Origin of the sequence: Mycobacterium innocens (assembly GCF_900566055.1) — a bacterium.
Lineage (GTDB): Bacteria > Actinomycetota > Actinomycetes > Mycobacteriales > Mycobacteriaceae > Mycobacterium > Mycobacterium innocens.
This window is the reverse complement of record NZ_UPHQ01000033.1, coordinates 16,004-42,316: the sequence shown is the minus strand read 5'-3', so window position 1 is coordinate 42,316 and position 26,313 is coordinate 16,004. Positions and strand designations below refer to the sequence as shown.

General features: G+C 66.1%; 26 protein-coding genes, 3 tRNA genes and 2 pseudogenes. 11 read left to right on the top strand and 20 right to left on the bottom strand.

What is annotated here, in order from left to right; all coding sequences use genetic code 11:
- Positions 1-249 precede the first annotated feature (249 nt).
- On the bottom strand, positions 250-1,260 hold the full coding sequence (locus EET03_RS03875) for an ABC transporter ATP-binding protein (RefSeq protein WP_063469915.1): 1,011 nt from the start codon (positions 1,258-1,260) through the stop codon (positions 250-252).
- A 150-nt stretch (positions 1,261-1,410) separates the two neighbouring features.
- A complete protein-coding gene (locus EET03_RS03870; RefSeq protein WP_075542331.1) occupies positions 1,411-2,928 on the bottom strand; it encodes a carotenoid oxygenase family protein in 1,518 nt (505 codons plus the stop codon).
- 82 nt (positions 2,929-3,010) lie between these two features.
- Between EET03_RS03870 and EET03_RS03865 the strand changes: the two genes are divergently transcribed.
- Entirely contained in the window at positions 3,011-3,703 is a 693-nt protein-coding gene (locus EET03_RS03865; protein ID WP_075542330.1) for a TetR/AcrR family transcriptional regulator, read from the top strand.
- A 47-nt stretch (positions 3,704-3,750) separates the two neighbouring features.
- Here EET03_RS03865 and rplL read toward each other — a convergent pair whose 3' ends face one another.
- The 6 genes from rplL to EET03_RS03835 form a co-directional block, all read right to left on the bottom strand.
- Positions 3,751-4,143, bottom strand: a complete 393-nt coding sequence (gene rplL / locus EET03_RS03860) for a 50S ribosomal protein L7/L12 (protein ID WP_036398434.1) — start codon at positions 4,141-4,143, stop codon at positions 3,751-3,753.
- A 33-nt stretch (positions 4,144-4,176) separates the two neighbouring features.
- The gene (gene rplJ, locus EET03_RS03855; RefSeq protein WP_063469912.1) at positions 4,177-4,761 is read right to left on the bottom strand and encodes a 50S ribosomal protein L10; all 585 of its coding nucleotides are present in this window, start codon (positions 4,759-4,761) and stop codon (positions 4,177-4,179) included.
- A 442-nt stretch (positions 4,762-5,203) separates the two neighbouring features.
- Positions 5,204-6,112: an ROK family protein gene (locus EET03_RS03850; protein ID WP_063469911.1), complete on the bottom strand. Its 909-nt coding sequence runs from the start codon at positions 6,110-6,112 to the stop codon at positions 5,204-5,206.
- Entirely contained in the window at positions 6,112-6,729 is a 618-nt protein-coding gene (locus tag EET03_RS03845; RefSeq protein ID WP_075542345.1) for a DUF7158 domain-containing protein, read from the bottom strand. Before EET03_RS03845 ends, EET03_RS03850 begins: the two co-directional genes overlap by 1 nt.
- Positions 6,726-10,901 carry a glycoside hydrolase family 38 N-terminal domain-containing protein gene (locus EET03_RS03840; protein WP_075542327.1) on the bottom strand — a complete coding sequence of 1,392 codons (4,176 nt, stop codon included), beginning with the start codon at positions 10,899-10,901 and terminating at the stop codon, positions 6,726-6,728. Before EET03_RS03840 ends, EET03_RS03845 begins: the two co-directional genes overlap by 4 nt.
- Before the next feature lie 9 nt (positions 10,902-10,910).
- Positions 10,911-11,447: an HTH domain-containing protein gene (locus EET03_RS03835; RefSeq protein WP_075542326.1), complete on the bottom strand. Its 537-nt coding sequence runs from the start codon at positions 11,445-11,447 to the stop codon at positions 10,911-10,913.
- 63 nt (positions 11,448-11,510) lie between these two features.
- Between EET03_RS03835 and EET03_RS03830 the strand changes: the two genes are divergently transcribed.
- The 10 genes and pseudogenes from EET03_RS03830 to EET03_RS03785 all read left to right on the top strand — a co-directional run bounded on the left by EET03_RS03830 (position 11,511) and on the right by EET03_RS03785 (position 21,007).
- Positions 11,511-12,044, top strand: coding sequence for a DinB family protein (locus EET03_RS03830; protein WP_075542325.1), 534 nt, complete (start codon positions 11,511-11,513; stop codon positions 12,042-12,044).
- A gap of 2 nt (positions 12,045-12,046) precedes the next feature.
- Positions 12,047-12,640, top strand: a complete 594-nt coding sequence (locus EET03_RS03825; RefSeq protein ID WP_063469909.1) for a DinB family protein — start codon at positions 12,047-12,049, stop codon at positions 12,638-12,640.
- A gap of 93 nt (positions 12,641-12,733) precedes the next feature.
- Positions 12,734-14,083: an ABC1 kinase family protein gene (locus EET03_RS03820; RefSeq protein WP_063469908.1), complete on the top strand. Its 1,350-nt coding sequence runs from the start codon at positions 12,734-12,736 to the stop codon at positions 14,081-14,083.
- Positions 14,084-14,098: 15 nt separating this feature from the next.
- Positions 14,099-15,007 carry an alpha/beta hydrolase gene (locus tag EET03_RS03815; RefSeq protein ID WP_279637605.1) on the top strand — a complete coding sequence of 303 codons (909 nt, stop codon included), beginning with the start codon at positions 14,099-14,101 and terminating at the stop codon, positions 15,005-15,007.
- A gap of 45 nt (positions 15,008-15,052) precedes the next feature.
- Positions 15,053-15,913, top strand: coding sequence for a mycolic acid methyltransferase MmaA1 (mmaA1, locus tag EET03_RS03810; protein WP_063469906.1), 861 nt, complete (start codon positions 15,053-15,055; stop codon positions 15,911-15,913).
- A gap of 156 nt (positions 15,914-16,069) precedes the next feature.
- The gene (mmaA2, locus tag EET03_RS03805) at positions 16,070-16,933 is read left to right on the top strand and encodes a cyclopropane mycolic acid synthase MmaA2 (RefSeq protein WP_075542344.1); all 864 of its coding nucleotides are present in this window, start codon (positions 16,070-16,072) and stop codon (positions 16,931-16,933) included.
- Between the two features lie 138 nt (positions 16,934-17,071).
- Entirely contained in the window at positions 17,072-17,953 is an 882-nt protein-coding gene (gene mmaA3 / locus EET03_RS03800; RefSeq protein WP_075542324.1) for a methoxy mycolic acid synthase MmaA3, read from the top strand.
- A gap of 144 nt (positions 17,954-18,097) precedes the next feature.
- Positions 18,098-18,997 (top strand): hydroxymycolate synthase MmaA4, encoded by a 900-nt coding sequence (gene mmaA4, locus EET03_RS03795; protein WP_063469771.1) that lies wholly within the window; start codon positions 18,098-18,100, stop codon positions 18,995-18,997.
- A 157-nt stretch (positions 18,998-19,154) separates the two neighbouring features.
- A pseudogene (locus EET03_RS03790) lies at positions 19,155-19,783 on the top strand (YciI family protein).
- 10 nt (positions 19,784-19,793) lie between these two features.
- Positions 19,794-21,007: pseudogene (locus EET03_RS03785) on the top strand (RNA polymerase sigma factor).
- A 100-nt stretch (positions 21,008-21,107) separates the two neighbouring features.
- Here EET03_RS03785 and rplA read toward each other — a convergent pair.
- The 12 genes from rplA to EET03_RS03725 all read right to left on the bottom strand — a co-directional run bounded on the left by rplA (position 21,108) and on the right by EET03_RS03725 (position 26,289).
- Positions 21,108-21,815, bottom strand: coding sequence for a 50S ribosomal protein L1 (gene rplA, locus EET03_RS03780; RefSeq protein ID WP_099193962.1), 708 nt, complete (start codon positions 21,813-21,815; stop codon positions 21,108-21,110).
- Positions 21,816-21,914: 99 nt separating this feature from the next.
- Positions 21,915-22,346, bottom strand: coding sequence for a 50S ribosomal protein L11 (rplK, locus tag EET03_RS03775; protein ID WP_036398447.1), 432 nt, complete (start codon positions 22,344-22,346; stop codon positions 21,915-21,917).
- Between the two features lie 106 nt (positions 22,347-22,452).
- Entirely contained in the window at positions 22,453-23,169 is a 717-nt protein-coding gene (nusG, locus tag EET03_RS03770; RefSeq protein WP_075542322.1) for a transcription termination/antitermination protein NusG, read from the bottom strand.
- 31 nt (positions 23,170-23,200) lie between these two features.
- Positions 23,201-23,707 (bottom strand): preprotein translocase subunit SecE, encoded by a 507-nt coding sequence (gene secE, locus EET03_RS03765; protein ID WP_075542321.1) that lies wholly within the window; start codon positions 23,705-23,707, stop codon positions 23,201-23,203.
- A 93-nt stretch (positions 23,708-23,800) separates the two neighbouring features.
- A tRNA-Trp gene (locus EET03_RS03760) sits at positions 23,801-23,873 on the bottom strand.
- 209 nt (positions 23,874-24,082) lie between these two features.
- Entirely contained in the window at positions 24,083-24,583 is a 501-nt protein-coding gene (gene hadC, locus EET03_RS03755) for a (3R)-hydroxyacyl-ACP dehydratase subunit HadC (RefSeq protein ID WP_063472944.1), read from the bottom strand.
- Positions 24,584-24,585: 2 nt separating this feature from the next.
- On the bottom strand, positions 24,586-25,014 hold the full coding sequence (hadB, locus tag EET03_RS03750; RefSeq protein WP_075542320.1) for a (3R)-hydroxyacyl-ACP dehydratase subunit HadB: 429 nt from the start codon (positions 25,012-25,014) through the stop codon (positions 24,586-24,588).
- Positions 25,001-25,453, bottom strand: a complete 453-nt coding sequence (gene hadA / locus EET03_RS03745; protein ID WP_425271497.1) for a (3R)-hydroxyacyl-ACP dehydratase subunit HadA — start codon at positions 25,451-25,453, stop codon at positions 25,001-25,003. The genes hadB and hadA overlap by 14 nt, the downstream gene beginning before the upstream one ends.
- Positions 25,454-25,521: 68 nt before the next feature.
- Positions 25,522-25,689 carry a 50S ribosomal protein L33 gene (gene rpmG / locus EET03_RS03740; RefSeq protein ID WP_003898538.1) on the bottom strand — a complete coding sequence of 56 codons (168 nt, stop codon included), beginning with the start codon at positions 25,687-25,689 and terminating at the stop codon, positions 25,522-25,524.
- Between the two features lie 47 nt (positions 25,690-25,736).
- Positions 25,737-25,810 (bottom strand) — tRNA-Met (locus tag EET03_RS03735).
- Between the two features lie 52 nt (positions 25,811-25,862).
- Positions 25,863-25,935: transfer RNA gene (locus EET03_RS03730), tRNA-Thr, on the bottom strand.
- Positions 25,936-26,079: 144 nt separating this feature from the next.
- Positions 26,080-26,289, bottom strand: a complete 210-nt coding sequence (locus tag EET03_RS03725) for a type II toxin-antitoxin system VapB family antitoxin (RefSeq protein ID WP_063472947.1) — start codon at positions 26,287-26,289, stop codon at positions 26,080-26,082.
- Positions 26,290-26,313: the final 24 nt, after the last annotated feature.

Below are 26,313 nucleotides of genomic sequence, written 5' to 3'. Positions count from 1 at the left end.
GCTGGCTGGCATTTCGACTTGCCCTGGTACAGGTACAACACATGCTGCCCAACAGATTGACCCGTTTACGCCCCGTCGTCAAGGGGACGGGCGGCAAGTTAGCGTAAGTTAGCGTGAATTCTTGCACACCGGCCGCCCGCGGACACGGCCACTGTTAGTTACGTCACCGTGCATGAGATTGACCGAACAGCCGCCGTCACCTGCGAGGTGCGGGCGCTTCGGCGCCGCCCCCCGCAAGTGACGCCAGCGCTAGCCGCCGAACTCGCTCGCGTGATACTTGTGCGTGCCCTCGAGATCGTCGAGGATCGCTTCCTGGGCCTTCTTCGGCAAGGTGTGCAGCATCGCCCGCACTCGGGCCTGACGCCGCGCCACCGCTTTGCGCTCCGGCATGCCCGGCGTCGCGATGATCTGCGGCGGCACGCCCTCGATCTCCTCGACGCCGCCCGCCTGGTGACCGGCGTCGAGCAGGGCCTGCTCTTCGGCCATGGTGGCCTCGTCCTTCTCCTCGGACATGCCGATCGGCCCGATGCGCCGGCCGTTGAGGAACTGTCGCACCACCGGCTCGTCGCTGGTCAGCAGCACTTCGCGGGGTCCGAACATGACCAGGTGCTTGCGGAACAACATGCCCATGTTGTCGGGCACCGTACGGGCGATGTTGATGTTGTGGGTCACGATGAGGATGGTCGCGTCAATCTGGGCATTGATGTCCATGATCAGCTGGCTCAGGTACGCCGTACGGACGGGGTCCAGACCAGAGTCGGGCTCGTCGCACAGAATGATCTGCGGATCGAGAACCAGCGCCCGGGCCAGGCCGGCACGCTTGCGCATACCGCCGGAGATCTCGCCGGGGAACTTCTTCTCGTCACCGCCCAAGCCGACCAGCGCTAGCTTCTCCATGACGATGTCACGGATCTCTTTTTCCTTTTTCTTGGTGTGCTCGCGCAGCGGGAAAGCGGTGTTGTCGAAAAGGTTCATCGACCCGAACAGCGCACCGTCCTGGAAAAGCACACCGAACAACGTCCGGATCTCGTAGAGCTCCTTGGCCGAGCACTCGATGATGTCGGTGCCGTCGATGACGATCGAGCCGCGTTCGGGCCGAAGCAGGCCGATGAGGGATTTCAGGAACACGGACTTGCCGGTACCCGACGGTCCCAGCAACACGCTGACCTCGCCGGCGGGAATCGTGAGCGCGACGTCCTCCCAGATCCTCGAGGAACCGAAGGACTTCGTGAGTCCGTTGACCTCGATAGCGACGCCCATGGGAAATCCTTTCGACGCTCAACATTTGCACGATGCCCGCCACCTGCCACTTTATGTGGCTTGAGTCACTGTAGCGCACCGCTGGGGCGCGGCATCAGGGTTGGATACATAACAATCCTCGCCGAGGCCGGCCGGCGGTGTCGGGTCGCCTCAAGGAGTCGCCGGCGCCCAGTTGCCATGGAAGCCCATCGGGACCCGCTGCGGCAGGTGCACAGTGGCCATCAATTCGCACGTCTGGGCGTCCAGCAACAACAGCTGGCCCTCGTCGCGGTCGCGGTGGTAGCCGTACCCCATGAGGATGCCGTCGTCCTCCGCCCTTTCCCCGGAGGCACCCGGTGGGTTCGGGACGAAGCACATCTCGCCGATCAGCAAGGCAGCATCCAGCGGGGCGACCTGGCAGGATCGGGTATCGTAGTCGTGCTTGTACAGCGACGTGGACATTTCCGTGGTTCCGCCGGTGAGGTAGCCGCCGTCCACGCCGAGGGTGTAGCCGAACCGATGCCGACCGCCCAGCAAGCTCTCGTTGATCCGGGGAAACTCCTGCGGCCGGTCGTCGCGACATTCGGTGGTGACGGCACCGGTGGCCAGGTTGATGGTCCAGCGATCCAATGACGGACGGGTGTCGCCGGGGCCGTGCCGGTCGTGGTCGAACATTCGCGCATAACGCACCACGTCGAGTATCAGCAGCTCGGACCCGTCTCGGGTTTCGGTGTAGGCGTTGAGTGGGTGGTAGACGTAGCAGGGTTCGATGTCGAACCACCGGACGTCCTCATTACCACCGTCTCGGGGCATGACTCCGATGCGGGCCGGATAGTCGGCGTTCCAGGCGTAGGGCATCCGATCAGACGGCTTGGGGTTGCGGTTCATCATCGCGGCGATCGGGCCGGGGACCCGGACGTGACCGATCACCGCCTGCATTACCAGTTGCGCGGGCAAACTCAGCCAGCGCGGCAGCTTCGCGGGTAGCACCTGTGACGCGTCGAAGGTGACCGGCAGGTCGTAGATCACCACGTACTTGTCGGTCAAGGAGAAGTCGTGCATCATCGGCGACCCGGCCACCTCGATATCTACGGTGCGCCGGGCCCGCCCTTGGGCGTCGATCACGGAGTACTGCACGGTCCGTCCGCGAGCAAACGAGTACGACACGGCGTGCAGTTCGCCGGTCCGCGGGTCGCGGTGCGGGTGGGCGGTGTAGCCGCCGGTCAGAGTGCCGTCGAAGTCGCATGTCCCGACGGTGTCGAGGTCCTCGGTGAGCTCGTAGTTGGCGACGCCGCCCTCGACGAGCGCCAGGGTTCGTCCGGCGTGGGTCAGCACGCTGGTGTTGGCGCCCAGGGACAACATGCCCGCCCGGGGATCGAGCCTGCTCGGCGCCGGCTCTCCGAGGGCCGCGCATACCGGCAGGCTGCGCACCCAGCGGTTGCGATACCAGCTGGCTCGCCCTTGACGAAGGGCGACCCCGTGGACCATCCCGTCACCGCTGAACCAGTGATAGACAGCGGGATCGACCTCGGCGACGGGGTTGGGCCCATTGCGCAGATACCGTCCGTCGAGATGCTCCGGGATCTGGCCGGTGACCTTCAGGTCGGTCGCGGTCACCTCGTGGCGCACCGGCGCCAGCAGACCTTCGAGATATGGGTTCCCGGATTGGGCAGTTCGCATTGTCGTCACGGCCGAACTCCTATAACGTCGTTATTTCAGTGTTATTCGGACCGTACGCCTGCGATGAGACGACGGCAAGGGATGACGAGGAATGACTGACCAAGCCCAACACGGCATTCGCAGAGTTCGCGAGGAGATGGTGCATGCTGCCGTCGCCCTGCTCGACGAGCAGGGGCCCGATGCCCTGCAAACCCGCAGGGTGTCCGGGGCAGCCGGGACCTCGACGATGTCGGTCTACACCCATTTCGGGGGAATGCGGGAACTTATCGCCGAGGTGGCCGAGGAGGGATTGCGGCAGTTCGACGCCGCGCTCGCGGTGGCACCGACGACTGATCCCGTTGCCGATCTATTGGCCATCGGAGCGGCGTATCGACGCTATGCCATCGAGCGGCCGCACATGTATCGGCTGATGTTCGGCAGTACCAGCGCACACGGCATCAAGGCACCGGCCCGCGATGTCCTGACGCTGACGGTCGTAGAGATCGAGCAGCACCACCCCAGCTTCGCGCACCTGGTGCGCGCGGTGCACCGCTCGATGCTGGCGGGACGAATCACCGTGGGTTCGACGGGCGACGGCGACGTCCCCGACCAGGTGGTCGTTTCCACTGCCGCCCAGTTCTGGGCGTTGGTCCACGGCTTCGTGATGCTCGAACTGGCCGGCTTCTTCGGCGAGGAGAGCGCGACGGTCCCACCGGTGCTGGCCGCGATGACCACAAACCTGCTCGTGGCGCTGGGCGATGCACCCGAGCGGGTGCGGCTGTCGCAGCGCTCCGCGTTCGGCTGAGCGCACCAAGCCCCCGGTTTCGGTAACGGGGGCTTGGGCGTGCGGACTTACTTGACGGTGACGGTGGCGCCGGCAGCCTCGAGCTTGGCCTTGGCCTCGTCGGCGGCCTCCTTGGCAACCTTTTCGAGCAGCGGCTTGGGCGCGCTGTCGACGAGGTCCTTGGCCTCCTTGAGGCCCAGACCGGACACGATCTCGCGGACAACCTTGATGACGCCGATCTTCTTCTCGCCGGCGGCCTCGAGGATCACGTCGAACTCGGACTGCTCCTCGGCGGCCTCGGCCGGCGCGCCACCGGCGGCAGGACCGGCCGCGGCGACGGCGACCGGTGCGGCCGCGGTGACCTCGAAGGTCTCCTCGAACTTCTTGACGAAGTCGGAGAGCTCCAACAGGGTCATTTCCTTGAACGCGTCAAGCAGTTCGTCTGTCGAGAGCTTGGCCATGGTGTGGGTCCTTCCTGGTTTCGGGTAGTGGGGTTATTCGGCTGATGCTGGTTCTGGAGCCGGGGTTTCAGGGGTGGCGGGCGGTGCGTCTGCGGCAGGTTCTGCCGCGGCCCGCTTCTCCTGCAGCGCCGCCGCCAACCGAGCAACCTGCGAGGCGGGCGCGTTGAACAGCCCGGCGGCCTTGGCGAGGTTGCCCTTCATCGCGCCGGCAAGCTTGGCCAGCAGCACCTCGCGCGACTCCAGGTCGGCGATCCGCTCCACCTCGGCGACGGTCAACGGGTGGCCGTCCATGTAGCCGCCCTTGATGACCAGCGCCTTGTGTTCCCTGGCGAAGGTCTTGAGGGCCTTGGCCGCGTCGACCGGTTCACCGGTGACGAACGCGATCGCCGTCGGGCCCGCGAACAGCTCATCGAGGCCGTCGATACCGGCCTCGGAGGCCGCTCGCTTGATGAGGGTGTTCTTGGCCACGGCGTAGGTGGCCGACTCGCCCAGCGATCGGCGCAGCTGGGCCAGGTTGGCCACCGTCAAGCCCCGGTATTCGGTGATGACGGTCGCGGTCGAGGCCTTGAAGCGCTCTGCGATGTCTGCAACGGCGGTGGCCTTGTCAGCCCTGGCCATGCATACCTCCTACAAGTGTGCGACGTGGCGTCTGCGGCCACCTCGGAACGTCGAAGAACGTTGAAAGAACGTCTAAGAACGACGAACGCCCCGGCGCAGGAAGCGGCACGGGGCGTAACTGATGCACCGACGCTCGCGCCGGCGCTGATGCCTCGTCCTCCTGCGTGGGCCGCCGGGCTGTTCCCGGACCTTCAACCGATTGCTCGGTGACCGACGGTCTTCGGTGGATCGGCAACAACAATAGCGTTACCGGTTCGATCAGCCAAAACCGCGTGGAGCCGGCGCACCGGCGGCATCGAGTGTGCTCCCGCGGCTCCGGATGAGCATGCCGGGCGGCGACACGCCGACGTCGCCGACCAGGTTCTACAGTCGAAGCCAACGACTCGCGCTCGACGGACATTTGGCGTGCAACGGCCGAACCTGGTCCGTCACGGCGCCCGGGCTAGCCGGGCCCCACCAGCCGGGCCGCGCCGACCAGCCCGGCCGCACCGCCGAGCTGGGCCGGCACCACCCGCAGCCCGGCCAGGAAATCCAGCCGGGCATAGTCGGCCAGCGCCGCGCGCAGCGGGTCGAACAGCAGGCGCCCCGATTTGGCCACTCCCCCGCCGATGACCACGAGGTCCAGATCGCACACCGCGCCGACGGATGAGATCATCGCCGCCAGAGCGGTGGCGCCCCGGCGGAAAGCGGCCAGCGCCACCGCATTTCCGGCCACCGCTGCCTCGGCGAGCTCCTTGGCGCCGGCGCCGCGCGGCGCGGACCAGCCGTTGTCGCGGGCCCAACGCACCATCGACGGGCCGGACGCGATGGTCTCCACGCAACCGCGGCCACCGCACGCACACCGGGCGCCGTCCTGGTCGACCACGACGTGACCGACGTGACCGGCGTTTCCGGTGCGGCCGGGATATGGAGCACCGTTGAGCACCAATCCGCCGCCGACACCAGTGGACACCACCATCCCCAGCAGGAATCGGGCGCCCCGTCCGGCGCCGAGCCAGTGCTCGCCCAACGCCATACACACGCCGTCGCCGCCCAGCTCCACCGGCGCGCCGGGCACCACCGCCGAAACCCGGTCGCGCACCGGAAACCCCCGCCACGACGGGATGTTGATCGGGCTGACGGTTCCGCTGTGCCGGTCGATCGGACCGGCTGACGCGATGCCCACACCACGAACGGCGCCACCGGCGACGAGCAATGCATCGGCGATCATCGCGGCGACCACGTCCCAAATCCGTTCGGCTCCTTCGGCTGCCGGGGTCGGACGTTCGGCGGCGTGCACCAGGGAGCCGCCTGGGTCGGCAAGGCCTACGGCGATCTTGGTGCCGCCAATGTCAAGGCAGAGGGTATGCATCAGTGCCGGTGGGTGTTGTCGGGCTGTCGCGGGTCGGCGGGATGCTCATACCCCGGGGCCAACCGCACCGATGCGGCCCGGCGGGCATCCAGCCAGATTCGAAACGCGCGCCGCCGGGCGGCGGCCAGCAGATGCCCGGTGATCGCCGGGCGCACCTGCTCCAGCGGCGGACCGGCAACCGCGGGAATGCGCCAGCCGTGACCACCGGGACGCGGCGGGGCGAACCGCAGCGGGTTGCGCCGATGGTAGTCGGCAACCTGGTCGTCGGTGACCACGACCGCGGCGGTGACGTCGGCGAACAGCGCCCGCGCGTACGGATCGGCCAGCACCGCCGCGGCGACGCTGCCGATCTCCAATCGCGCCGCCACGTCGGGCAGCAACTCGACCTCGGTCGGAGCGGCTGCCGCGGTGAGGTCGCACGCGGCTACCTCGGCGGCGATTACGCGCTCGGTGACGATCAGTTGAGTCAGCCAGCGCCGCAGCTGGCGTCCCTCGCTGGTGTCGCTCGGCGGCAGGGCGGCCGCACGCGGACCGTTGCGTAACCATGCTTCCCGCGCGTCGACCTCGCCGACGTGGACGGGAACGCCGGCGACCGTCGCGACCGGGTCGGCACTCATGTCACCGTCACCTTCACCGCCGGCGAGTAGACCAGCCCACCGGCGCAGCCGACCCGCACCAGCGCCCACCACTGGCCGGGTTCCAGCCACGGCGGCGGGATTACGTCGAATGCAAGCTCGACCGTGCCGCCGGCGGGCAAGACAGCAGCTCGTACGGCCGGACCGAGCCACTCCCAGGTGCCCCAGGGGCTGATCAGGTGGGCCTCGACTGCCACGTCGGCTCCGGCACGGCTGCCGAGGGTGACGGTGAGGCGAGCCGAGCCGCCGGCGGCCACGTCGACGTCAGCCGGCCCGTCGAGGAGGTAGGCCAGCTCCTGCTGAGGTGTCCCGACCGCGACGACGCACACGTCCTCGACCACCTGCCGCCACGCGGCCGGCGCCTCCCGGTCGGTGACGGCCAGCCGGGCCCGGACCGGATACAGCCCCTGAGGCGTGTCGGCCGGGATCATCACAACGACATCGGCTTCCAGGTATTCACCGGCGCCCAAGGTGAACGGCAGCCGGGCCGGCGCCACCGACCAGCCGCCGGGACACACCACATCCACCGTGCCGCCCAATGCGGAGTCGCTGCAGTCGCTGGCGGCGGTGAGGCGCAACACCACCTGGTCTCCCGCCTCGGCGTTGACCAGCCGGGGATGTAGGTGGGCGACGGCCGGCAGTCCGCCCAGCGGAGCCGGGCCGCGGTTGTGCAGCCAGTAACGGGCATACAGCGGCTGCGCCGTTTCGGCTTGCGGCGCGAGCTCGGGGTTGCCGAGGGTCCCGCTGATGTCGAGCCGGGCCACCACGGTCGCGACCTGGTAGCCGTGCAGGTCGATTGATCGCTTGCGCTGCTGCGGGGCTTCCAGCAGGTCGGCCATCCGGAATCCGGCTACCTTACCGACGTCGGAGCCGATCCGGACGCGGGTGGCGGCCCCGGTGGTCTCCACCAGCCGCAGCGCCACCACCGCGGGATCGACGCGCCGGGCGCTGCCGGCCGTCAACGGGTTGCCCGCCGCTTTAAGCGCTCCCAGGTGAACCGCATCGGCGGGGTCGACCCGCAGCAGCGAGCCGGCCGACGGCAGCGTTGCCGCCGATTCTCGCGGGGTCACCGCGATGAGGGGATGCGAGAACTGCGCGCTGCTCGTGGGCAGGCCGGCCCGGCGCCAGTCGCCGTCTGCGCAGACCAGGGCGTAGTCGAAATCGTGTGTCCAGTGCTGGAGTTGGAAGTTGGAGCCGTCGGGCGCGGTGCGGCGCGGTTCGTCGATCCAGACACCGGACGGCCAGCCGGTGCAGGAGCGCATCAGCGCGGTATGCAAGGTGCCCTCGGTGTCGACGGCGAAGCTGGGCACCCCGCGGTTGAGCAGCGCCACGGTGCGGGCCTCGAACGGTTGCATCGCAGGCGGTGCCTGTTGACTGACCTCGATCTCGGCGTCGCCTAGGTCGGCGATCACCGAGGTGATCGCCGCGGCGAGGTTGGCGTCGTCGCAGCCGTCGATCACCAGCACCGGCAGCGCGCCCGGCGCGCGCAGGTCCGCCCCGTTCACCCAGACCGCCGGCAACGGCGCCGCGGCCGGCACCCACACCCTGGCCTGGCCGGTCTCGGTCAGCTGCCGCCGGAGTTCGGCGGTGTATGCCGGGTCGGCCTCGGCCAACACCGCCTTGGTGAACACATTGCGGTCGGGCCCGCCCAGCGCGATCCGGGTATCCGGCAGGTTGGAGTCCACGTCGAGGTTGCCGTAGCGCGGTTTGTCGGCGCCGCTGCAGGTGGCCGTGACGCCGGCGCGAACCAGCGCGACCATCAGCTCGCGAGCCATCGGGCCCGATATCTTCTCACCGGGCGACACCACCTCGGCGACCGATACCGCCCGGACGGCGTTACTGCCGGCGCGGACCCGCGCCGCCGACGACAAGCCGAACCAGCCGTAGGCCGGGTTGTCCAGCGTCCACGGGTGGTCTGCGGTGTCGACCGAGCGGTGCCCCGATTCACCGGCGCTGTGCAGCAGCGCGAAACCACGCCCGACCACGGCATCGCCCACCTCGCTCACCGGCATGGCGCCCGGAACCGGGCACGGCCAGCGCAGCCGCAGCAAGCGGTCTTCGCCGGTGAACTCGTCGACCGTGGTGCGGCAGTCGACGCGGGGCACGCCGTTCCACAGGGTCAGGGTTTGGGTGTAGCGCAAGACCGTGCCGATCCGGCCGCGCACCACCAGTCGCTGGCCCAGCGGGCACCGGTAGGCCCGCACCTGCGCCGGGGATTCCGACGAGCAGACCACCGGCCCCTTGGGCAGCAGGTGCCACGGACCCTCACCCTGCGTCGGGTGCGCGGGGTATTCCTCGTAGACGGCAAGCTCGTTGCCCACCCGGCCGTCGGCGATGAGCTGACGACTGTCCTGAACCAGCGAGGCCACCGCTCCGCCGCGCGCGGGATCGACGGTCAAGCGGTAATGCTCGTTGACGATCGCCGTACCTGCCGCCGGTTGCCAGCCGGCCGGGCCGTCGGTCGCGTCCAGTCGGTAGCACCGCCAGCCCAGCGACGGCACATCCCGCGCCAGCCAGGTGACCGTCCGCCCGTCGTGCTCGACGAGTGCGGGAACCTCGGCGCCCTCGGAGTCACGGACGCGCACCCCGGCGAACTGCGGCGCTTCGAGCCGCACCGTGACGATGTCGGTGCGCCGGTGGGTCAGCGGATTCCACACGACGACGGCGCCCTCGGCAGCATCGACCAGGCCGGAAATCGCTGTCAGCGCGTTGTCGCGGGCGGTGCGGCCCAGTTCCCACGCGTCACGCCAGCCGGTCAGCAGATCGAGGTAAACCTGGTCGGATTCCGACCCGGTGATCGCGTCGTGGTGAGCGCCATAAGCCAATTGCACCCAGGCTTTGGCCAACGCCGCCTGCGGATACCGGGCGCCGGTCAACACCGCGGCGAACACGGCGAATCGTTCGGCGTCCAACACCGCGTTCTCGGCGGCCCGATTGGCTTGCTTGGTGTCGATGTACGAGACGTCCTTGCCGGTGTAGATCGGGTTCATGTCGCGGGTCTGCGGCGACGGCACGGCACCGCGCTCGGCGAGTTCGGCGCGCACCGCCGCGAAGAACTCCCGCGGCAGCCCGCACACGAACCGCGGCCAGGTGTAGCGCGCGGCCCAGTCGCGGTGGATCTCGGTCACCCACTTGTTCGGCGGGGTGTAATCGGTGCCGACCGGCAGCAGCACATTGCGGGTCAGCGCAACGCTTTTGAGCTGGTCGAAAAGCGCGTACGTGGCCTCCTCGGCCTCGGCCAGCGAGGTCGACGAGTCCATCCACCAGCCCGCCGAATAATGCACCGGCATGTAGTGGGTGAGCAATCCGCGGCCCGACGGCGAAATCCACTCGAACTCGCTGGAAAACTGCATCCGGTCGACCGGGCCGCCTTGGGCCGGGCCCCATTGATGGTGTGGCCCACGAGCCCAAGAACTCGACGTCAGCCCCGCGTCGGCGGCCATCCCGGGAAATTGCGGGTCGTGTCCGAACACGTCGAGCTGCCAGGCGGTGGCCGGATCGGCGCCCAGTACGTGACGTTGAAACCCACTGCCGTGCACCAGATTTCGAATTGTCGTCTCGGGACCGGTGAGATTGGTGTTGGGCTCGTTATACGTGCCGCCCATCACCTCGACACGGGCCTCGGCGAGGAACCGGCGCAGGTCGGCACGGTCCTCGGGGTGGGTGTCCCAGTACGGCTTGAGGTAGTCGACTTCGGCGAGCACGAACTTGTAGTCGGGATCGCGGCGTGCCAGCTCCAGATGGGCGCGCACGAGCTCGAAGCCGTTGGCCTGTCGGGCTCTCCCCGGCGGGTCTTCACGCCACTGGCTGGTGTAGCCGCCCTGGGTGTTCCACCACACCGGGTCGTAGTGGAAGTGGCTGACCATGTACATGGTCCAGCCCGGCTCGGCCACAACGAACTCGAAAGCCAGGCCGGCCCTAGGGGCGCGCACCCGCGCGGGCAGCCGCGCCCCCACCACCGGCCGGTCCACCGAGACCGCGATCTCGACCACCTCTTCGCCGGAAGCCACGACCGCCTCCCCGCGCAGGCCGTCACCGTCGACGCGCAGCGGTGTCGGCTCGGCGCATCCGGCGACAGCGACGCGTACCAGTTGCAGCGGCTGGTCGGGCGGGCCTACGAACAGCTCGGTCGATGCCGCCGAAACCAGTTGCATGACCGCACCTTACGGTGCCTTACCCGCACGACGAAGACGTTTGCCCACCGCACCCGCCGCCGCCTGCACCTCCGCCGGCTCCAGCACCTCGAACTCGGCACCCACCGTCGCGAAGTACAACACCATCCGGTGGGGATCGTCGCCGCCTGCCGTGACCACGCAGGCCTCGTCGCCGTCGGGTTCGACCGTCATCGATTGCGGCGAGAAGTGGCGCGCGACGACGGATGCGGGCACCTGGTAACGCACCCGCGCCACGTAGCGGTAGGGCGCGGCGCTGATCGCGTGCCGCAGACAGACCGCCACCGCCACCGCCTCATCCGGATCGAGCAGCAGCGGCGGCAACGTCGCGCCTGTGCCGAGCCGGTAGCCACCGGCGGGGCCCTTGCTCGCTTCCACCGGATAACCAAGCTCGCGCAGGCGCTCGACGTCGCGCGGCACACTGCGGCCGGTCACCGACAGCTGTTGAGCCAGCTCCTGCCCAGTCCACACCCGACGCGACTGCAGCAACCCCAGCAGCTGCAGCACCCGACTCGCGGTCGCCGACATGTCAGCAAGCCTGCCGCACTTTGAGGACCGATCCTGTCCGCTATTGCTGCAAGGCTCGCAGTCATGGCAGATCCGACCACTCAACAGGCCGATCAACTCGACTGGCACTGGCACACCCAGCTGCGCCCGCGCCTGGACGACCTGATCGACGACGAATACTTCTGGCAGCCGGTGCCGGACTGCTGGACCGTGCATCCGGACGGCTCGGTGGATTTCGTGCATCCGACTCCCAGCCCGACGCCGTTCACCACCATCGCCTGGCGGCTGGCTCACGTCATCGTCGGAGTGTTCGCCATGCGCAACCACCATCACTTCGGGAGTCCGCCCGCGGGCTACCAGAATTGGCAGTACGCCACCCACGCCGCGACCGCCCTGCGGCAACTAGACGAGGAGTACGCGACCTGGATCACCGGTGTGCGGGCGCTGTCCGCCACCGGCCTGAACCGACCATGCGGTCCGGCTGAAGGACCCTACGCCCAGTGCGCACTGAGTGAATTGATCCTGCACGTCAACCGGGAGGCGATCCATCACGGCGCTGAAATCGCATGTCTGCGAGACCTTTACCTGCACAACCACTTGCACGACCGAAAGGATTGACAATGCCGGCCCTTGCCGCTCCGGTCACCGATGAGCGCAGCGCGCTGCGCGAGTTCCTGAGCTATCACCAGAGCGCCTATTTCGCGGTGTCTTACGGCCTAACCGACGACCAAGCGCGATCGGCGCCGTCGGCCAGCGCGCTGTCCATCGGCGGTCTGATCAAGCACGTCACCGGTATGCAAAGGGTATGGATGGCAAGGGTGGCCGCCGCGCCGGACGCCCTGCAGGAGGATCCGCGGCCGTTAGAGCAACGCACCGCCGAACACGCGAACGAATTTGTGATGCGGCCCGAGGAAACCCTTGCCGGTTTACTCGAGGCATTTGCCGCGCAGAACGCGGAAGCGCTGCGGCTGGCCAGCACCGCTGACCTCGATGCCGCCGTGCCAGTGCCGCGGGACGCGCCGTGGTTTCCCAAGGACGTCCGCGCCTGGTCAGTGCGCTGGGTCATCCTGCACGTGATCAACGAACTGGCCCGCCACGCCGGGCACGCCGACATCGTCCGGGAAAGCATCGACGGGGCCACCATGTACGAATTGATCGCCGGCCTGGAGAAGTGGCAGCCGCAGCCGTGGCTGACACCCTGGCAACCCAAATAGACCGCCGTACCCGCATCGTTGGCCGCTTTTGCCGCGGGTGAGGCGGCGCACGCAAATTGTGAGTCGGCTCCACCAATTTGGCACACTGCACAGATGAGTTCCACCAAACACCGCGACGTGGCCAAGCTCGACCGGGTGCCGTTGCCGGTCGAAGCGGCCCGGGTCGCCACCACTGGTTGGCAGGTCACCCGCACCGCTGCTCGGGTGCTCGCCAGGCTGCCGGCTCGGGGCCCGTGGCAGCAGAAGATCATCAAGGAAATCCCGCAGACCTTTGCCGATCTGGGGCCCACTTATGTGAAGTTCGGCCAAATCATCGCCTCCAGCCCAGGGGCGTTCGGCGAGTCGTTGTCGCGTGAATTCCGCACCCTGCTGGACCAGGTGCCGCCGGCCGACACCGACGAGGTGCACCGGCTTTTCGTCGAGGAACTCGGCGACGATCCGGCCAAGCTGTTCGCCACGTTCGAAGAAGAGCCGTTCGCCTCCGCGTCGATCGCCCAGGTGCACTACGCGACCCTGAAGACCGGCGAGGACGTCGTGGTCAAGATCCAGCGGCCGGGCATCCGCCGCCGGGTGGCCGCCGACCTGCAGATCTTGAAGCGTTTCGCGCAGGCCGTCGAACTGGCCAAGCTGGGCCGCCGGCTCTCGGCCCAAGACGTGGTGGCCGATTTCTCCGACAACCTGGCCGAGGAGTTGGACTTCCGGCTGGAAGCGCAATCGATGGAGGCGTGGGTCTCGCACCTGCACACCTCCCCGCTGGGCAAGAACATCCGGGTGCCGCACGTGCACTGGGACTTCACCAGCGAGCGGGTTCTGACCATGGAGAAGGTGCAGGGCATCCGCATCGACAACGTCGCCGCCATCCGCAAGGCCGGATTCGACGGCACCGAACTCGTCAAGGCGCTGCTGTTCAGCGTGTTCGAGGGCGGACTGCGGCACGGACTGTTCCACGGCGACCTGCACGCGGGCAACCTGTACGTCGACGACCAGGGCCGCATCGTGTTCTTCGACTTCGGGATCATGGGCCGCATCGATCCCCGTACCCGCTGGCTGCTGCGCGAGCTGGTCTACGCCCTGCTGGTCAAGAAGGACCACGCCGCCGCCGGCAAGATCGTCGTGTTGATGGGCGCCGTCGGGACCATGAAACCCGAGGCCCAGGCCGCCAAAGACCTGGAGAAGTTCGCCGCCCCGCTTACCATGCAATCGCTAGGCGAGATGTCGTATGCCGATATCGGCCGGCAGCTGTCGGCGCTGGCCGACGCCTACGACGTCAAGCTGCCCCGCGAGCTGGTGCTGATCGGCAAGCAGTTCTTGTACGTCGAGCGGTACATGAAGCTGCTGGCGCCGAAGTGGCAGATGATGTCGGACCCGCAGCTCACCGGGTACTTCGCCAACTTTATGGTCGAGGTCAGCCGCGAGCATCAGTCGGACGTCGAAGTCCAGTAGAGGTCTAGCGGAGGTCTGGTGGAGGTTCGCAGCGGCACCGCGGTCGCGGGGCAGGTGAAGCTGTACTACGAGGACATGGGTGACCCCGACGACCCACCCGTGCTGCTGATCATGGGTCTGGGTGCCCAACTGCTACTGTGGCGGACCGCCTTCTGCGAAAAGCTCGTCGCCCAAGGTCTGCGCGTCATCCGTTACGACAACCGCGACGTCGGCCTGTCCAGCAGGACCGACCACGCCGACCCCGGCCAGTCGATGCCCGCGCGGCTGCTGCGCTTCTGGTTCGGCCTGCGCAGCCAGGCCGCCTACACGCTGGAGGACATGACCGACGACGCGGCCGCTCTGCTGGACCACCTGGATATCGAGCACGCCCACATCGTTGGCGCGTCGATGGGCGGCATGATCGCCCAGGTCTTCGCGGCACGGTTCCCCGAGCGGACAAAGGCCCTGGCGATCATCTTCTCCAGCAACAACCGAGCGTGCTTGCGGCCGCCGGCACTACGCGCCTTGCGGGCCATGCTCAACGGCCCACCGCCGGGCTCGCCGCGCGAGATGGTAGTCGACAACGTCGTGCGGGTCACCAGGATCACGGGCAGTCCCGGCTATCGCCTGCCTGAGGAACGCGTCCGGGCCGACGCGGCCGAGAACTATGATCGCAGCTTCGACCCGTTGGGGGTCAGCCGACAGTTCAATGCGGTCCTGGGCAGTGGCAGCCTGCTCCACTACAACCGGCGCATCACGGCGCCGACGGTGGTGATCCACGGCCGAAAGGACATAATGGTTCGGCCGTCCAATGGCCGCGCGGTCGCCCGCGCGATCGATGACGCTCGACTGGTGTTGTTCGACAGGATGGGCCACGATCTGCCCGAGCCGTTATGGGACGGGGTGATCAGCGTGCTGATGAGCAACTTTGCCAGGGCCGGCTGAGTCTTGAACGAGGGTTGTAGGGTTTGCAAAAGGAGGTTGTCTCAAGTGGCCGAGCTGACACCGTATTACGAGGACTCGCAAGCGGCGTACGACATTTCGGACGACTTTTTCGGGCTTTTCCTTGATCCGACGTGGGTCTACACCTGCGCCTACTTCGAGCGCGACGACATGACCCTCCAAGAGGCGCAACTAGCCAAGCTCGACCTGGCGTTGGACAAGCTGAACCTCGAGCCCGGGATGACGCTGCTGGACGTCGGGTGCGGCTGGGGCGGCGCGCTGGTCCGGGCCGTCGAGAAGTACGACGTCAACGTCATCGGCCTGACGCTGAGCAAGAACCACTGTCAACGCAGCCAGGACCGGCTCGCCGCCATTCCCACCCAGCGGCGGGCCGAGGCGCGGTTGCAGGGCTGGGAAGAGTTCGACGAGAAGGTGGACCGGATCGTCTCCTTCGAAGCGTTCGACGCCTTTCACAAGGAGCGCTACGGCGCGTTCTTCGAACGCGCATACGAGATCATGCCCGACGACGGGCGGATGCTGCTGCACAGTCTGTTCACCTATGACCGCAGGTGGCTGCACGAACAGGGCATCGCGCTCACCATGAGCGACCTGCGATTTCTCAAGTTCCTGCGCGAATCGATCTTCCCGGGCGGCGAACTGCCTTCCGAACCCGACATTGTCGACAATGCGCGTGCTGCGGGTTTCTCCGTCGAACAGATCCAATTGATGCAACAGCATTACGCCCGCACCCTGGACATGTGGGCCGCCAACTTGGCGAACGCCCGCGAACGTGCCATCGGGATCCAGTCCGAAGCGGTCTATGACAACTTCATGCACTACCTGACCGGATGCGCCGAGCGGTTCCGTCGCCGCTTGATCAACGTCGCCCAGTTCACCCTGGCGAAATAGCCCCACACCGGCCCTGGCCTGGGCAGATTCGGTCGTGATTTAGTGCTGCGGCGCCAAATCGGTTAACATTCCCGAGCACTTGGGGGAGCGTTTTTCGGTGCAACTTATGTGAGCACCGTAGGGCCGGTCCTGGCCCGGAAAGGCATTCATAAGGTCATGGCTGAACAACTGACGCCGCATTTCGACGACGTGCAGGCGCACTACGACTTGTCCGACGACTTCTTCCGGCTGTTTCTGGACCCGACCCAGACCTACAGCTGCGCCTACTTCGAGCGCGACGACATGACCCTGGAAGAGGCCCAGATCGCCAAGATCGACCTGGCGCTGGGCAAGCTGGGTCTGCAACCCGGGATGACGCTGCTCGACGTGGGCTGCGGCTGGGGCGCCACCATGCGCCGGGCCATCGAGAAGTACGACGTCAACGTCATCGGCCTGACCTTGTCGAAGAACCAGGCCGCCCACGTCCAGAAGACCTTCGACGATATGGACACCGCTCGCAGCAGGACGGTGTTACTGAAGGGCTGGGAACAGTTCGACGAGCCCGTCGACCGGATCGTGTCCATTGGCGCCTTCGAGCACTTCGGCCACGACCGCTACGACGACTTCTTCGCCATGGCACACCGGGTTCTACCGCCCGACGGCGTGATGCTGTTGCACACCATCACCGGGCTCACCGGACCGCAGATCGTCGAGCGCGGCATGCCGATGACCTTCGAGATGGCGCGCTTCATCAAGTTCATCGTGACCGAGATCTTCCCCGGTGGCCGGTTGCCGTCGATCGAGAAGGTCGAGGAGCACGCGGGCAAGGCCGGCTTCACCCTGACTCGGCGGCAGTCGCTGCAGCCCCACTACGCGCGGACCCTGGACCTGTGGGCCGAGGCGCTGGAGGCGCACCAGGACGAGGCCATCGCGATCCAGTCCGAAGAGGTCTACGAGCGCTACATGAAGTACCTGACCGGTTGCGCCAATGCGTTCCGCATCGGCTATATCGACGTCAACCAGTTCACTCTGGAGAAGTAGTGAATGCGATGGCCGCAGCTCACAGCCGAGAAAGACGGGCCTCGGCGACGTTGGATACGCAGGATGCGCCCTTCCGGGTGTAGGGTGCCGGGAAATGGTCACCTCGTGGGGGTGTCCATCCCGTTCGGGAGAGGACATATGGCTGGAAAGACAACAGGTGCCGTGAGCACCCGGTCCAATTTGGACGACGTCCAGGCGCATTACGACTTATCCAACGAGTTTTTCGCGCTGTTTGTCGATCCCACCCGCACCTACAGCTGCGCGTACTTCGAACGCGACGACATGGCCCTGCACGAAGCACAGCTCGCCAAGATCGACCTGACGCTGGACAAGCTGGGACTGCGGCCGGGGATGACGCTGCTCGACATCGGGTGCGGCTGGGGCTCGGTGCTCAAGCGCGCCGTCGAGAAGTACGACGTCAACGTCGTAGGGCTGACGCTTTCGAAAAACCAGCACGCCTACTGCCAGCAGGTGCTCGACCAGGTCGACAGCAACCGCTCGCGTCGGGTGCTGCTGCGCGACTGGGCCGAGTTCACCGAACCGGTGGACCGCATCGTCACGATCGAAGCGTTGGAGCACTTCGGCTTCCACCGTTACGATGACTTCTTCAAGTTCGTCTACCGGGTCTTGCCGGCCGACGGCGTGATGCTGTTGCATTCGATCACTGGGTTGCATGTCAAGCAGGTCATGGAACGCGGCATACCGTTGACCATGGAGATGGCCAAGTTCATCAGGTTCATCGTGACCGACATCTTCCCGGGCGGCCGGCTGCCGATGATCGAGACCGTCGAGGAGCACGCGCAGAAGGTCGGTTTCACGGTGACCCGCCGCCAGTCGCTGCAGCTGGACTTCGCCAAGACTCTGGACTTTTGGGCGGAGGCGCTTCAGGCGCGCAAGGACGAGGCGATCGCCATCCAGTCCGAGGAGGTCTACGAGCGCTACATGAAGTACCTGACCGGCTGTGCCAAGGCATTTCGGATGGGCTACATCGACTGCAACCAGTTCACCCTGGCCAAGTAGACTCTGGTGCCACAGAGCGGCTATGGGTGCACACGCTCGCGTCGATAGGTAACGTCTCGGGGATTCGTCGGGCGGTTGCACAGGTCAAACCGAGGCTTCGCGTGCGTTCGGGCAACGAATACTATCCAGGAGAACAGGACGACAATGGCTGAAAAGGCGCCGACACAGACGACGACGCGGACGCGCTCGGAAGACATCCAGGCACACTACGACGTCTCCGACGATTTCTTCGCCTTGTTCCAGGACCCGACCCGGACCTACAGCTGCGCCTACTTCGAGCGCGACGACATGACGCTCGAAGAAGCTCAGTACGCCAAGATCGACCTCAACCTGGACAAGTTGGACCTCAAGCCGGGTATGACACTGCTCGACATCGGCTGCGGTTGGGGTACCACGATGAGGCGGGCCGTCGAGCGCTTCGACGTCAACGTTATCGGCCTTACCCTGTCCAAGAACCAGCACGCCCGCTGTGAGCAGGTGCTGGCCTCCGTCGACAGCAACCGCTCGCGTCAGGTGCGGCTGCAAGGCTGGGAGGACTTCACCGAGCCCGTCGACCGGATCGTCTCCATCGAGGCCTTCGAGCATTTCGGACACGAGAACTACGACGACTTCTTCAAACGGTGTTTCGACATCATGCCCGACGACGGGCGGATGACCGTCCAGAGCAGCGTCGGCTATCACCCGTTCGACATGGCCGCCCGCGGCAAGAAGCTGAGCTTCGAGACGGCGCGCTTCATCAAGTTCATCATCACCGAGATCTTTCCCGGCGGCCGGCTGCCGTCGACCGAGATGATGGTCGAACATGGCGAGAAGGCCGGTTTCGTCGTCCCCGAACCACTTTCGCTGCGCCCGCATTACATCAAGACGTTGCGGATCTGGGGTGACACGCTGGAGTCGAATCGGGAGAAGGCCATCGAGGTCACCTCCGAAGAGGTCTACAACCGGTACATGAAGTACCTGCGCGGCTGCGAGCACTACTTCACCGACGAGATGCTCGACTGCAGCCTGGTCACCTACCTCAAGCCGGGAGCCGTCGCCGCCTAGCTAGTTGGTGTCGGATTGGGGCTGCGCGGTTCGTCTAACAGGTAGAGAGTGGAGCACAGGGCTTCGCTCACTGTCGGATGAGGTGACCACGATGCAGTACTTCGCCCTATTGATCAGCCAGGAGCGCGACCGCACGCCCGACGAGTAGGCCAGCGAGATGGCGGCCTACGAGGCCTTTCACACCAGGGCGGCTTCGGCGATCCGCGGAGGTGACGCGCTGCTGCCGGCGGCGACCGCCGTGCGCATCACCGGCGGGCCCGACGCGCCCATCGTCACCGACGGCCCATTCGCCGAGGCCGCGGAGGTGGCCGGCGGCTACTACGTGTTCGAAGCCGGAAACCTTGATGAGGCACTGGCTTTGGCGCGCGACATCCCCGCCCCAAGCACGGCGCGGTGGAGGTCTGGCCGATGTTCGGCAGCTTCGAACCGACCCGGCGGGAAGGCAGCCACTGGCTGGCACTGCTGCTGGAACCGCCATCGAACGCGGTCGCGCCGGGCAGCCCCGAATGGCAGGCGTTGGCCGCACCGCACCACGAATTCATGGCCGTAGCCGGCGATCACATCACCGGCGGAGCCGCCCTGCATGAACCGTCCACCGCGACCACCGTGCGGGTGCGTGACGGCGAGGTCCTCATCACCGACGGGCCCTACGCCGAGGGCACCGAGGCGGCCAACGGCTTCTATGTGCTCAGCGCAGCCGACCGCGACGAGGCCGTCAAGCTCGCGTCGATGATCCCTGCCTCCGCCGTGCAGCTACGTCAGCAGGCCGGTGTATCCGGACTCTAGCGATCTGCCGATGGTCAACCTGGACGGCGTCTTCCGTCGCGAATGGGGTCCGGCCGTCGCCGCGATCGCCCGGTGGTCCGGCGACCTCACCATTGCCGAAGACGCCGTCCAGGAGGCCTGCGCGGAAGCGCTTCGCACCTGGCCGCGTGACGGACTGCCGGATCGCCCCGGGGGGTGGCTGGTAACGGTCGCCCGCAACCGCGTCCGGGACCGGGACCGCCTTCGCCGCGAATCTGCGCGCCCTGGAAAGGAAATGGCGGCCGTGATAGACGAGATTTGGGCGCGTACCGATGCCACCGACCCACATCCGGTTCGCGACGACGAGCTACGGATGATATTCACCTGCGCCCACCCGGCATTGGACCGGCAGTCGCAGCTGGCGCTCACGCTGCGGCTGGTGTCCGGGCTGGCCGTCGCGGAGATCGCTCGCGCGCTGCCGCAGACCGAGACGGCGGTCGGTCAGCGAATCACCCGCGCCAAGAACAAGGTTCGCCGTGCCAACATCCCGCTGCGGGTGCCGCCCGCCGAGCTGCTGGCCGAGCGGACTCCGCATGTGCTCGGCTGCATCTACTCGGTGTTCACCGAGGGCTATTGGTCCACGGCAGGTCCGTCGGCGATTCGTGACGAACTGTGCGACGAGGGAATCCGGCTGGCCGGCGCACTGTGTGCGCTGATGCCGAATGAACTGGACGCACATGCACTGGCAGCCGTTGTGCTGCTGCATGATTCGCGGCGAGCGACGCGGGTGGACGCCTCCGGGGCGCTGGTGGCGCTGGAGGAACAGGACCGTCACCGCTGGGACCGCGGCCGCATCGCATGCGGCCTTGACCGGCTCCGGCAGGCCCGCGGATCGACCGGACCGTACCCCGCCGCAGGCGGTCATCGCGGCATTGCATGCGACGACACCATCGTGGGAACAGACCGACTGGACCGCGATCTGCGCGGCCTACGACCGGCTACTGCAGCTGACGGTGCTGGCCAACCGAGCGCTGGCGGTTGGTTTCCGCGACGGCCCCGGCGCCGGGCTGGCGGCACTGGAAAAAGTGGCCCACGACCCGCGACTGGCCCGTTCGCAACCTGGTCGCGTCGGTGCGTGCCGACCTGCTGCGACGCGCCGGACGCCAATCCGAAGCCCTAATCTGGTACCGAAAGGCGTTGGACGCCAACGGCTCCGAACCGGGCCAGGCATTCCTGCGGCGCCGCATCGCCGAGTGCGGCGGATAATCCGCCAACGGTGTTCGCCGGGCCTCGCCCGGCCAGCAGACACAGAATCGCATCGCTCCAGCGATTGTTGTGCGATTCCGCGTCTGCTCGCCGGGAGAAATTAGGCCTCGGCGAAGTGGCGGGTGATGGACGGGTCGACCGGAATGCCGGGGCCGGTCGTCGTCGACACGGTGATCTTCTTCAGATAACGGCCCTTCGATGCCGACGGCTTGAGCCGCAGCACCTCGTCGATAGCGGCGCCGTAGTTCTCGGCCAGCCGCTTCTCGTCGAACGACGCCTTGCCGATGACGAAGTGCAGGTTTGCTTGCTTGTCCACCCGGAAGTTGATTTTGCCGCCCTTGATGTCGGCGATGGCCTTGGCGACATCGGGCGTGACAGTGCCGGTCTTCGGGTTGGGCATCAGGCCGCGCGGGCCCAGCACCCGGGCGATACGACCGACCTTGGCCATCTGGTCGGGCGTCGCGATCGCGGCGTCGAAGTCCAAGAACCCGCCTTGAATCTTCTCGATCAGGTCGTCACTGCCGACAACATCGGCTCCCGCGGCGACGGCGGCATCGGCCTTTTCCCCTACCGCGAAGACGGCGACTCGGGCGGTCTTGCCGGTGCCGTGTGGCAGGTTGACGGTGCCGCGGACCATCTGATCGGCCTTGCGCGGGTCAACGCCGAGCCGAATCGCCACCTCGACGGTCGCGTCCTGCTTGGTCGACGACGTCTCCTTGGCGAGCTTGGCCGCCTCCAGCGGGGTATAAAGCTTGCTGCGATCCACCTTCTCGGCGGCGGCGCGGTATGCCTTGCTGGTCTTGCTCATATCCGATATCCAATCTGGTGTTGGGTCGTGGTTTCCAAACGGGCCGAAGCGAGCCCTCCCACAGGGGTTTGATCCCGGTCTATACGAGGCGATGCTGTCCTATTCGACGGTGATGCCCATCGACCGGGCGGTGCCGGCGATGATCTTGGCTGCAGCGTCGATGTCGTTGGCGTTGAGGTCGGTCTTCTTGGTCTCGGCGATCTCGCGGACCTGATCCCAGGTGACCTTGGCGACCTTGTTCTTGTGCGGCTCCGCCGAACCCTTGGCCACACCTGCGGCCTTGAGCAGCAGCTTGGCGGCGGGCGGCGTCTTCAGCGCGAAAGTGAAGCTGCGGTCCTCGTAGACCGTGATCTCCACCGGGATGACCTGGCCGCGCTGGTTCTCCGTTGCGGCGTTGTACGCCTTGCAGAACTCCATGATGTTGACGCCGTGCTGACCGAGCGCAGGGCCAACCGGCGGCGCAGGGTTGGCCTGACCCGCCACGATCTGCAGCTTGATCAGCCCGGCGACCTTCTTCTTCTTCGGGGGCATGGCGACTCGATTGTTCCTTCCTGGTTAAACCTGGTTAATGCGCTGTGCTTGACTGTCCGGCCGGCTCCGGCCGGCGGGGGCGGGACCCCCACCTGCGGCGGGCAGGCTAGATCTTGGAGACCTGGCTGAAGGTCAGCTCCACCGGTGTCTCCCGGCCGAAGATCGAGACCAGCACCTTGAGCTTCTGCTGTTCTGCATTGACCTCGTTGATGGTGGCCGGCAACGTGGCGAACGGCCCGTCCATGACGGTGACCGATTCGCCCACCTCGTAGTCGACCTCGACAACCGGACGTTCCAGCCCTCCCGCTTCGGTGACGGCGGCGGTGCTGGCCGCACCCTTCGCCGCCTTCTTCGCCGCTCCCCGGGGCAGCAGGAACTTCACCACGTCGTCGAGGGAGAGCGCCGATGGGCGCGAGGTTGCCCCGACGAATCCGGTGACCCCGGGCGTGTTGCGCACCGCTGCCCAGGAGTCGTCGGTCAGGTCCATGCGCACCAGGATGTAGCCGGGCAGCACCTTGCGGTTGACCTGCTTGCGTTGGCCGTTCTTGATCTCGGTGACCTCTTCGGTGGGCACCTCCACCTGGAAGATGTAGTCACCGACGTCGAGGTTCTGCACCCGGGTTTCCAGGTTGGCTTTGACCTTGTTCTCGTAACCCGCGTAGGAGTGGATGACGTACCAGTCGCCGGGCTTGCTGCGCAGTTCCGCCTTGAGCGCAGCGGCCGGGTCGACCTCTTCAGCGGGGGTTTCTATTTCCTGGGCGGTAGTGGCCTCTTGCAGGTCCACCGCCTCACCCGCGGACGTGTCACCGTCGAAGGTAGTCACGGTTTTCAGTCCTCTCTGTCACTGCCAAGTCTCAGCCGAACACCAGCATCACGAGCTTGCCCAGGCCGAGATCGGTGCCGCCCACCAGCGCCACCATGAAGGCAAGAAATACCAGCACCACCGACGTGTACGTGATCATCTGCCTGCGGTTAGGCCAGATCACCTTCCGCATCTCGGCCACAACCTGCTTCATGTAGTTGTAGACGAATATGAACGGGTTGGCCGAGCGTGCGGCCGGTCTGCCGGCCTTCGTGGTTTTCTTGGCCTTAGCTGACTTCTTAGCTGACTTCTTAGCCGACTTCGATGTGTCTTTCTTGGCCAAGCCCTTCGTCGAGACCTCGGTCGCGGTTGATGACTCCGTGTCCTCAGCGTCCTCGTCGGCCTCTACCGCACGCTGCCGGGACCGCTTGCCGGTGGGTCGTTGCGGCCGCACCACGGACTTCGTCACCACGGCCGTGCGACCACCGCTGTCGCTGCCGTCCTCGGTTGCGCCGCCGTCGCTTCCGGCGCCGTCGGCGGCGTCGCGCTCGTCGCTCACCGCGTGCTCCTTTGTTCGCTAACTATCCCGCCAGCCGGCCCGCTAAGACTGGAGATCCTCCCAGTGTCCAGCATGGCATGTCTTTGCCTTCAGCAGGGGCGACAGGACTTGAACCTGCAACCTGCGGTTTTGGAGACCGCTGCTCTGCCAGTTGAGCTACGCCCCTTCGCGGTTGGCAGGCCAACCTACTCGTGCCGGGGCTTACATGACACGCGCGCACCCAGTCGGTGGTCACGAACCGAAGTGAGACAATTGGCTCGTCTCGCTCCCGTCGCCGGCTTCGCTGGACCGACTCACGGAAAAGTGCGCTGATGTTGGGAAACCCCGGGGTCCGAGTGTACTAGAGTCTACCCAGGCGCCGGTGCCAGATACTAATTACGCAGTCCTGATGACCTGCCCGGATTCCTTGTCCCATTTGAGTTTGGCGGAGCCGTCGCCCTGCTGACCCATCACGGTGGTGTAGGCCTCCAGCACCAGCTCGCCATCGTCGTTGTGGCAGGTGTTCTTCGTGATGACGATGTCGGCGCCGAAACGCTCGTCCACGGAGTGGATCTCCATCCGGGCCCACAGCTTGTCCCCGGCGAGCACGGGCTTATAGAACACGAACCGCTGGTCGACCTGGACGATCTGCATGGTCTCCATGCCGATGTCGACGTTTCGGAAGAAATCGAGCTGCACCAGCTTGGCCAGGATTGTCACGAAGGTCATGGGCGCGACGATCGCGTCATAGCCCAGTTCGGCGGCCGCGTCCTCTTCGAAGTAGGCCGGGTGGTCGCACTTAATGGCTTGGGCAAACTGGCGCAGTTGCTCGCGGCCCACGACGAAGTAGTCGGGGTAGCGCCAGATCATCCCACGGATATCGGTCTTCAAGGCCACGGCTACGCCAATTTCGCAGACGCGATCGCCCGCCCGAAGATTTTCTTGCCGCCGGTGGTCGCAGTGAGCGCGATGGTGACCGACTTGCTGTCAGGATCCACCGACTTCACCCGGCCGCTGAACACGAGCTCGGCGCCCTTGCCGTCGTTGGGCACCGGTACCGCCGCGGTGAACCGCACGTTGTACTCGGTGATCGCACCCGGATCTCCGACCCACGACGTGACGTAGCCACCGCCGATGCCCATCGTCAGCATGCCGTGGGCAATCGCGGTATCCAGCCCGACGACCTTGGCGATGTCGTCGTCCCAGTGAATCGGGTTCAAGTCACCCGACACGCCGGCGTAGTTCACCAGATCCTGGCGGGTCAGCGGATAGGTCCGCTCCGGAAGCTGGTCTCCAACCTTGACCGAACTGAACTCACGCAACGCCATCTGAAAATCCCACTTCCCCATCCTCGCCGGCACGACCCGCCAGGGTCGTGTAGGTCTCCTGAACGATGTCACCGTCTTCGTTGGTGATGATGTTCTTGGTCACGATGATCTGGGTGCCGTGCGCCTCACGCATCGAATCCACGTAGACGTCGCAGTAGAGCTTGTCACCGGCAACGATCGGCTTGGAGAACTTCAGCACCTGGTCGACCTGGACAACCTGCGCGTCCTGGACAGCGATGTTCGCGTGCTTGAAAAACGCCGATTGCGCCTTGTAGCCGAACACACAGATGAACGTCAACGGGGCCAATAGTCCGCCGTAGCCGAGTTCTGCGGAGGCTTTCTCGTCGAAAAAGAAGGCGTCGTCGTTTTGCACGGCCTGCGCGTGCTCGCGGATTTTCTCGCGCTCTACCTCGTAATGGTCGGGGTGGCGGTAATGCATCCCGACAATGCTGGTTGTCAGTGGCACGGCTATCGAATCTACCGAATCAGTTTGCGTACCGTATGCGGTCACCGCGTCTCGCGGTGCGCTTGGTGCTTGCCGCAGTTCGGACAGAACTTCTTCAGCTCCAGGCGGTCCGGGTCATTGCGGCGATTCTTTTTGGTGATGTAGTTGCGGTGCTTGCACACCTCGCATGCCAAAGTGATCTTCGGCCGCACGTCGGTACTGGAAGCCATGACGGTTCTCTCTCGAATCTGGTGTCAAACGTCTCGATGTTGTGTTGTAGCGATGGCCGGACTCGAACCGGCGACCTAACGATTATGAGTCGTTCGCTCTAACCGACTGAGCTACATCGCCTCTGGACCGCCCCGCCTTGGTTCAGGGCTGCCCGCCTGCTCGGCGTCCGCCGAGCCCCCTAACGGAATCGAACCGTTGACCTTTTCCTTACCATGGAAACGCTCTACCGACTGAGCTAAGGGGGCCGCTCACCCGAAACGGCCAGTCGTGCCCCGGGCAAAAAGAGGGTACAGCCTTGCGCGCGGCGTCACCAAACCACGTAAGCGACCCGATGCGTCAACGGGCAGCCCAGACACGCTGGACGACCGGGGCCACGACGACGATGTGGATCAGCCGCTGCGGTTGCCCCGATGCGGATCGAGCACACTGAGATCGCTGAACTCGTCGTATTCCTCCTCGTCGGGCTCGCCGCTACCGCCCTCGGCTAGAAGAGTCCGCAACGCGAGATGGACCGCTTCGCGCGCATCAGCCAGACCGTACCGACGGATCGCTTCCTGGACCAGATCGTCGTCGAGCTCGATCTCGACCTTCTTCCGCATGCGCCAACAATACCCACCGGCTTC

Excerpts from the sequence above, each read along its gene's own strand:
- EET03_RS03850 (WP_063469911.1), bottom strand. The coding sequence starts at position 6,112 with ATGCATACCCTCTGCCTTGACATTGGCGGCACCAAGATCGCCGTAGGC.
- EET03_RS03840 (WP_075542327.1), bottom strand. The coding sequence starts at position 10,901 with ATGCAACTGGTTTCGGCGGCATCGACCGAGCTGTTCGTAGGCCCGCCC.
- mmaA2 (WP_075542344.1), top strand. The coding sequence starts at position 16,070 with ATGGCTGAACAACTGACGCCGCATTTCGACGACGTGCAGGCGCACTAC.
- hadB (WP_075542320.1), bottom strand. The coding sequence starts at position 25,014 with ATGGCGTTGCGTGAGTTCAGTTCGGTCAAGGTTGGAGACCAGCTTCCG.
- rplL (WP_036398434.1), bottom strand. The coding sequence starts at position 4,143 with ATGGCCAAGCTCTCGACAGACGAACTGCTTGACGCGTTCAAGGAAATG.
- EET03_RS03820 (WP_063469908.1), top strand. The coding sequence starts at position 12,734 with ATGAGTTCCACCAAACACCGCGACGTGGCCAAGCTCGACCGGGTGCCG.
- EET03_RS03845 (WP_075542345.1), bottom strand. The coding sequence starts at position 6,729 with ATGAGTGCCGACCCGGTCGCGACGGTCGCCGGCGTTCCCGTCCACGTC.
- rpmG (WP_003898538.1), bottom strand. The coding sequence starts at position 25,689 with ATGGCTTCCAGTACCGACGTGCGGCCGAAGATCACTTTGGCATGCGAG.
- EET03_RS03865 (WP_075542330.1), top strand. The coding sequence starts at position 3,011 with ATGACTGACCAAGCCCAACACGGCATTCGCAGAGTTCGCGAGGAGATG.
- rplJ (WP_063469912.1), bottom strand. The coding sequence starts at position 4,761 with ATGGCCAGGGCTGACAAGGCCACCGCCGTTGCAGACATCGCAGAGCGC.
- EET03_RS03875 (WP_063469915.1), bottom strand. The coding sequence starts at position 1,260 with ATGGGCGTCGCTATCGAGGTCAACGGACTCACGAAGTCCTTCGGTTCC.
- EET03_RS03830 (WP_075542325.1), top strand. The coding sequence starts at position 11,511 with ATGGCAGATCCGACCACTCAACAGGCCGATCAACTCGACTGGCACTGG.
- EET03_RS03725 (WP_063472947.1), bottom strand. The coding sequence starts at position 26,289 with ATGCGGAAGAAGGTCGAGATCGAGCTCGACGACGATCTGGTCCAGGAA.
- EET03_RS03835 (WP_075542326.1), bottom strand. The coding sequence starts at position 11,447 with ATGTCGGCGACCGCGAGTCGGGTGCTGCAGCTGCTGGGGTTGCTGCAG.
- EET03_RS03825 (WP_063469909.1), top strand. The coding sequence starts at position 12,047 with ATGCCGGCCCTTGCCGCTCCGGTCACCGATGAGCGCAGCGCGCTGCGC.
- hadA (WP_425271497.1), bottom strand. The coding sequence starts at position 25,453 with ATGCATTACCGCCACCCCGACCATTACGAGGTAGAGCGCGAGAAAATC.
- mmaA4 (WP_063469771.1), top strand. The coding sequence starts at position 18,098 with ATGGCTGAAAAGGCGCCGACACAGACGACGACGCGGACGCGCTCGGAA.
- rplA (WP_099193962.1), bottom strand. The coding sequence starts at position 21,815 with ATGAGCAAGACCAGCAAGGCATACCGCGCCGCCGCCGAGAAGGTGGAT.
- mmaA3 (WP_075542324.1), top strand. The coding sequence starts at position 17,072 with ATGGCTGGAAAGACAACAGGTGCCGTGAGCACCCGGTCCAATTTGGAC.
- rplK (WP_036398447.1), bottom strand. The coding sequence starts at position 22,346 with ATGCCCCCGAAGAAGAAGAAGGTCGCCGGGCTGATCAAGCTGCAGATC.